The sequence below is a fragment of the Mycolicibacterium houstonense genome (assembly GCF_900078665.2).
GTDB classification, from domain to species: domain Bacteria; phylum Actinomycetota; class Actinomycetes; order Mycobacteriales; family Mycobacteriaceae; genus Mycobacterium; species Mycobacterium houstonense.
On the sequence record NZ_LT546207.1, the window covers coordinates 1,489,380 to 1,495,470 of the forward strand.

Sequence of the window (6,091 nt, forward strand, 5' to 3'; positions counted from 1 at the left end):
GCCGCCCTGGCCGCCATCGCTCCGCCACAGATCGCGGTGGTGCTCAACGTGGGCACCGCCCACCTCGGCGAGTTCGGCTCGCGGGAGGCCATTGCGCGGACCAAAGCCGAATTGCCGCAAGCGGTTCCGGCCTCAGGCGTGGTGATCCTCAACGTCGACGATACCGCGGTGGCGGCGATGGCCGGCGTGACGGCTGCCCGCGTGGTGCGGGTCTCGCGTGAGCCCGGCGCCCAGGTCGAGGTGTGGTCGGGCCCGGTAACCCTGGACGGGCTGGCCCGGCCGGGCTTCGCGCTGCACGCCGGCGCCGACCAGGTCGAGGTGCAGCTCGCGGTGCACGGCGATCATCAGGTGGGCAATGCGCTGTGCGCGGCCGCGGTGGCCCTGGAGTGCGGGGCGACCCTGCAGCAGGTGGCCACGGCGCTGTCCGGCGCGGGCCCGGTGTCGCGGCACCGGATGCAGGTGGGCACCCGGTCCGACGGTGTGACGGTGATCAACGACGCCTACAACGCCAACCCGGATTCGATGCGTGCCGGTCTCAAGGCCCTGGCGTGGATGGCTCGCCAGGACGCCGGTGACCTGCGCGGAAAACGGCGCAGCTGGGCGGTGTTGGGCGAGATGGCCGAACTCGGTGACGACGCGATAACCGAGCACGACGCCATCGGACGGCTGGCGGTGCGCTTAGATGTGTCTCGGTTAATCGTCGTCGGAACCGGGAGGACTATGAACGCCATGCACCACGGCGCGGTGATGGAGGGTTCGTGGGGATCTGAGTCGACGATGGTCGACGACGCCGATGCCGCCCTGGCCCTGCTGCGTGCTGAGCTGCAGCCGGGGGACGTGGTGCTGGTGAAGGCGTCCAACTCCGTGGGACTGGGTGCGCTGGCCGATGCGCTGGTCGCCGCCGAAGGCGCAGCAGATCGGAACGCCGACCGATGAAGCTCATCCTGATTGCCGTCGGCATCGCACTGACGGTGTCGATCCTGTTGACCCCGGCGCTGATCCGGCTGTTCACCACGCGCGGGCTGGGTCACGAGATCCGTGAGGACGGCCCGGCCAGCCACGCCAAGAAACGCGGCACGCCGTCGATGGGCGGTGTCGCGATCGTCGCCGGTATCTGGGCGGCCTACCTGGGCACCCACCTGGTCGGGGTGGCGCTGGGCGGCGAGGGCCCGTCGGCCTCGGGTCTGCTGGTGCTCGGGCTAGCCACCATGCTCGGCCTGGTCGGCTTCATCGACGATCTGATCAAGCTGCGCCGCTCCCGCAACCTGGGGCTCAACAAGACCGCCAAGACCGTCGGCCAGCTGACCGCCGCCGTGCTGTTCGGCGTGCTGGTCCTGCAGTTCCGCAACGGCGACGGGCTCACCCCGGCCAGCCCGGATTTGTCCTATGTGCGTGAGATCGCCACCGTGACGTTGGCGTCGTGGGTGTTCGTGTTGTTCTGTGTGGTGGTCGTCAGCGCCTGGTCCAACGCGGTGAACTTCACCGACGGCCTGGACGGGCTGGCCGCCGGCGCGATGGCGATGGTGAGTGCGGCCTACGTCTTGATCACGTTCTGGCAGTACCGCAACGCCTGCGCCACGGCACCGGGCCTGGGCTGTTACAACGTGCGCGACCCGCTGGACCTGGCGATCGTGGCGGCCGCGACGGCGGGCGCATGTATCGGCTTCCTGTGGTGGAACGCCGCGCCGGCCAAGATCTTCATGGGGGACACCGGGTCACTGGCGCTGGGCGGCATCATCGCCGGCTTGTCGGTGACCAGCCGGACCGAGATCCTGGCCGTCGTCCTGGGCGCATTGTTCGTCGCCGAGGTGACCTCGGTGGTGGTGCAGATCCTGGCATTCCGCACCACGGGGCGCCGGGTGTTCCGGATGGCGCCGTTCCATCACCATTTCGAGCTGGTGGGTTGGGCCGAGACGACGGTGATCATCAGGTTCTGGCTTCTGACGGCGATCGCCTGCGGTCTGGGTGTGGCCCTGTTCTACAGCGAGTGGCTGACGGCAGTCGGGGCCTGACGTGAGCGGCCCGGTGGGAGACGACCAGGGGCTGCTCTCGCTGCTGACCCCCGGTGCCCCGGTGTTGGTCACCGGCGCCGGGGTGACCGGACGTGCCGTGCTGGCGGCGCTGGAACCGCTTCAAGTGGCGGCCACGCTGTGCGACGACAATGCCGAGGCGCTGCGCGCCTACGCCGCAGCGGGCGCCGCCGTGATCGACCCGGCAGCAGCCATCGCCGGCATCTCCGACTACGCGCTGGTGGTGACCAGTCCGGGGTTCCCGCCCACGGCACCGGTCCTGGCGGCCGCGGCTGAGGCAGGCGTGCCGATCTGGGGCGACGTGGAGTTGGCCTGGCGGCTGGATGCTGCCGGCCGCTACGGTCTACCGCGGCGCTGGCTCGTGGTCACCGGAACCAACGGAAAGACCACCACCACCTCGATGCTGCACGAGATGCTGTTGGCAGACGGACGGCGAAGCCTGTTGTGCGGCAACATCGGTGATCCGGTGCTGGCGGTCCTCGATCAGCCCGCGGAGTTGCTGGCCATCGAACTTTCCAGCTTCCAGTTGCATTGGGCGCCGTCGTTGCGCCCGGAGGCCGGCGTGGTGCTCAACGTCGCCGAAGACCATCTGGACTGGCACGGTTCGATGGCCGGCTATGCCGCCGACAAGGCCAGGGCGCTGGCCGGTCGGGTCGCGGTGGTGGGCCTCGACGATCCGGTGGCGGCGGGCCTGCTGCCGGCCGNNGGTGCTGATCGGGCGAGACCGGCAAATGGTTGCCGATGCGTTATCGCGACACGCCCCGGATGTCCCCGTCGTCGAGGTTGTGACGGGGGAGGATTCTGGGGTGCTTGAGACAAATGAGTCTATTGGTGATCATGTGACTCGTGTGATCGAAGTCGGGGACCGTCCGGTTTCCGACGCGGTCATGGCGGCGGTCGTCGATGCCGCCCGCGGCCTTGCGGTCTCGGGCGACACCGTGTTGCTGGCCCCGGCAGGCGCGTCCTTCGATCAGTTCAGCGGCTACGGTCAGCGCGGCGATGCGTTCGCCGGCGCCGTCCGCGCTGCGATCGGGTAGGCGCGGTGGTCAGCATCCTGGACCGGTTGCGCCGAAAGGACGGTGACGCAACCGGCGATTCCGCGGGCGCATCAGCCGGGTCCGTCGAGGCCGCGCCGAGGGCGGAGCCGCGCACCCGGTTCGGTGTCTGGCTGGGCCGGCCGATGACGTCGTTCCATCTGATCATCGCGGTCACCGCGTTGTTGACGACGCTGGGCCTGATCATGGTGCTCTCGGCGTCCGGCGTGTACTCGTACGACTTCGACGGGTCGCCATGGGCGGTGTTCGGCCGCCAGGTGATGTGGACGGTCATCGGGTTGATCGCGTTCTACCTGGCGTTGCGCATATCGGTGCGTACCCTGCGCCGGCTGGCCTTCCCCGGCTTCGCGTTCACGATCCTGCTGCTGATCCTGGTGCTCATCCCCGGAATCGGCAAGGTGGCCAACGGCTCTCGCGGCTGGTTCGTGGTCGCGGGATTCTCCATGCAGCCGTCGGAGCTGGCCAAGATCGCCTTTGCGATCTGGGGTGCGCACCTGCTGGCGGCGCGACGGATGGAACGGGCCTCGCTGCGCGAGATGCTGATCCCGTTGGTGCCCGCCGCGGTGATCGCGCTGGCCCTGATCGTGGCCCAGCCCGACCTCGGGCAGACCATCACGCTCAGCATCCTTCTGCTCGGCCTGCTCTGGTACGCGGGCCTGCCGCTGCGGGTGTTCGTGTCCTCGCTGTTCGCCGCCGTCGTCGCGGCCGGAGTGCTGGCGGTCTCCGCGGGCTACCGGTCCGATCGGGTGCAGTCCTGGCTCGACCCGGCGGCCGACGGGCAGGGTATCGGTTACCAGTCCCGGCAGGCCAGGTACGCGCTGGCCAACGGCGGCATCTTCGGTGGCGGGCTGGGCCAGGGCACCGCGAAGTGGAACTACCTGCCCAATGCGCACAACGACTTCATCTTCGCGATCATCGGCGAGGAGCTCGGCTTCGTCGGGGCCGCGGGTCTGCTGGCGCTGTTCGGGCTGTTCGCCTACACCGGCATGCGCATCGCGCGGCGCTCGGCGGATCCGTTCCTCCGCCTGCTCACCGCGACCACCACACTGTGGATCGTCGGTCAGATGTTCATCAACGTCGGCTACGTGGTCGGGCTGCTGCCGGTCACCGGCCTGCAGCTGCCGCTGATCTCGGCCGGCGGATCATCGCAGGCCACAACGCTTTTGATGATGGGACTGATCACCAATGCGGCGCGCCACGAGCCGGAGGCGGTGGCGGCACTACGGGCGGGCCGCGATGACCGGATGAACCGGCTGCTGCGCCTCCCGCTGCCCGAACCGTACGTCCCGACCCGGCTGGAGGTGGCCCGCAACCGGCTCCACGACCGCCGAACCTCGGCACGCGGCACGGGTAAGTCCGGTGCCAAGGCCGGTGCCAAGCCGACGACGAAGCAGACCGGCGGCAGACAGTCCGCGACCAAGAAGGCCGCCCCGAACCGGCGCACGGCCCGCGGCGGTGGCCGCCCGNTTCGGCGGATCGCAGGGCGCCCAGTCTATCAACCGCGCGGTGTCGTCGGCGGCCGAAGCCCTTGCCGCAGCCGGTGTTTCGGTGCTGCACGCCCACGGTCCGAAGAACACCCTCGACCTGCCGCCGGCCGCCGAGGGCGCACCGCCCTATGTCGCGGTGCCGTATCTGGACCGGATGGATCTGGCCTATGCCGCAGCGGATCTGGCGATCTGCCGGTCCGGGGCGATGACGGTCGCGGAGGTGACCGCCGTGGGGCTGCCCGCGGTGTACGTGCCGCTGCCGATCGGCAATGGCGAGCAGCGACTCAACGCGTTGCCGGTGGTCTCCGCGGGCGGCGGCATCCTCGTCGACGATGCCGCGCTCAACGGTGAATTCGTGGCCGATACGGTCGCCGGCCTGATGACCGACGACGAGCGGTTGGCCGCGATGACGGCCGCCGCGTCGTTGTCCGGCCACCCCGACGCCGCCATGCGGGTGGCCCAGGTCGCCCTGGACATTGCCCGTGACCAACGAAAGAAGCTGCAGTGAACGGTAATTCACTTCCGGCTGAGCTGCAGCGGGTGCACATGGTCGGTATCGGGGGAGCCGGGATGTCGGGAGTGGCCCGCATCCTGCTGGACCGTGGCGGCCTGGTGTCCGGTTCGGATGCCAAGGAGTCGCGCGGCGTGGTGGCGTTGCGGGCACGTGGCGCCGAGGTCAGGATCGGGCACGACGCGTCGTCGCTGGACCTGCTGCCCGGCGGCCCGACCGCCGTGGTCACCACGCACGCCGCGATCCCGAAGACCAATCCGGAGCTGGTCGAGGCGCGGCGCCGGGGAATCCCGGTGATCCTGCGGCCGGTGGTGCTGGCCAAGCTCATGGCCGGTTACACCACGTTGATGGTGACGGGCACGCACGGCAAGACCACCACCACGTCGATGCTCATCGTGGCATTGCAGCACTGCGGGTTCGACCCCTCGTTCGCCGTGGGTGGCGAATTGGGCGAAGCGGGCACCAACGCCCATCACGGCAGCGGTACCTGCTTTGTCGCCGAGGCCGACGAGAGTGACGGCTCGCTGCTGGAGTACACCCCGAATGTCGCGGTGGTCACCAACATCGAGGCCGATCACCTGGATTTCTTCGGGAGCGAGCAGGCGTACACCGAGGTGTTCTCCGCATTCGTCGACCGCATCGCCCCCGGTGGCGCCCTGGTGGTGTGCACCGATGATCCGGGCGCAGCGGCATTGGCCGAACACACCGACTCCCTGGGCATCCGGGTGCTGCGGTACGGCAGCGTGGGCGAGGGCCTCGCCGGAACCTTGTTGAGCTGGGAACAGCAGGGCACCGGGGCGGTGGCCCACATCCAGCTCGCCGGAGAGCCGCATCCGCGCGCGATCCGGCTCGCGGTGCCGGGCAGGCACATGGCGCTCAACGCGCTGGCCGCACTGCTGGCCGCCATCGAAGTGGGTGCGCCGGCCGAGACGGTGCTCGACGGGCTGGCCGGATTCGAGGGCGTGCGAAGGCGTTTCGAGTTGGTGGGCTCGCTCGGCGGCGTCCGGG

The 6,091-nt window shown here is 69.6% G+C and carries 3 protein-coding genes and 3 pseudogenes; all 6 read left to right on the top strand.

The window, feature by feature from the left end; genetic code table 11:
• A partial coding sequence (locus tag BN4332_RS07480) for a UDP-N-acetylmuramoyl-tripeptide--D-alanyl-D-alanine ligase (protein ID WP_268811508.1) occupies nt 1-936 on the top strand: 936 nt, incomplete at its 5' end.
• Entirely contained in the window at nt 933-2,012 is a 1,080-nt protein-coding gene (gene mraY / locus BN4332_RS07485; RefSeq protein WP_066897878.1) for a phospho-N-acetylmuramoyl-pentapeptide-transferase, read from the top strand. The genes BN4332_RS07480 and mraY, both read left to right, overlap by 4 nt.
• 13 nt (nt 2,013-2,025) lie before the next feature.
• Nucleotides 2,026-3,067: pseudogene (gene murD / locus BN4332_RS07490) on the top strand (UDP-N-acetylmuramoyl-L-alanine--D-glutamate ligase).
• A gap of 5 nt (nt 3,068-3,072) precedes the next feature.
• Nucleotides 3,073-4,413: pseudogene (ftsW, locus tag BN4332_RS07495) on the top strand (putative lipid II flippase FtsW); the annotation flags it as partial.
• A 127-nt stretch (nt 4,414-4,540) separates the two neighbouring features.
• Nucleotides 4,541-5,080: pseudogene (locus BN4332_RS07500) on the top strand (glycosyltransferase); the annotation flags it as partial.
• The coding region (gene murC, locus BN4332_RS07505; RefSeq protein ID WP_066897879.1) for a UDP-N-acetylmuramate--L-alanine ligase at nt 5,077-6,091 on the top strand (1,015 nt) is incomplete at its 3' end. The pseudogene BN4332_RS07500 and the gene murC, both read left to right, overlap by 4 nt.

What these genes read in the sequence shown, in the direction of transcription:
- mraY (WP_066897878.1), top strand. Translation starts at nt 933, where the DNA reads ATGAAGCTCATCCTGATTGCCGTCGGCATCGCACTGACGGTGTCGATC.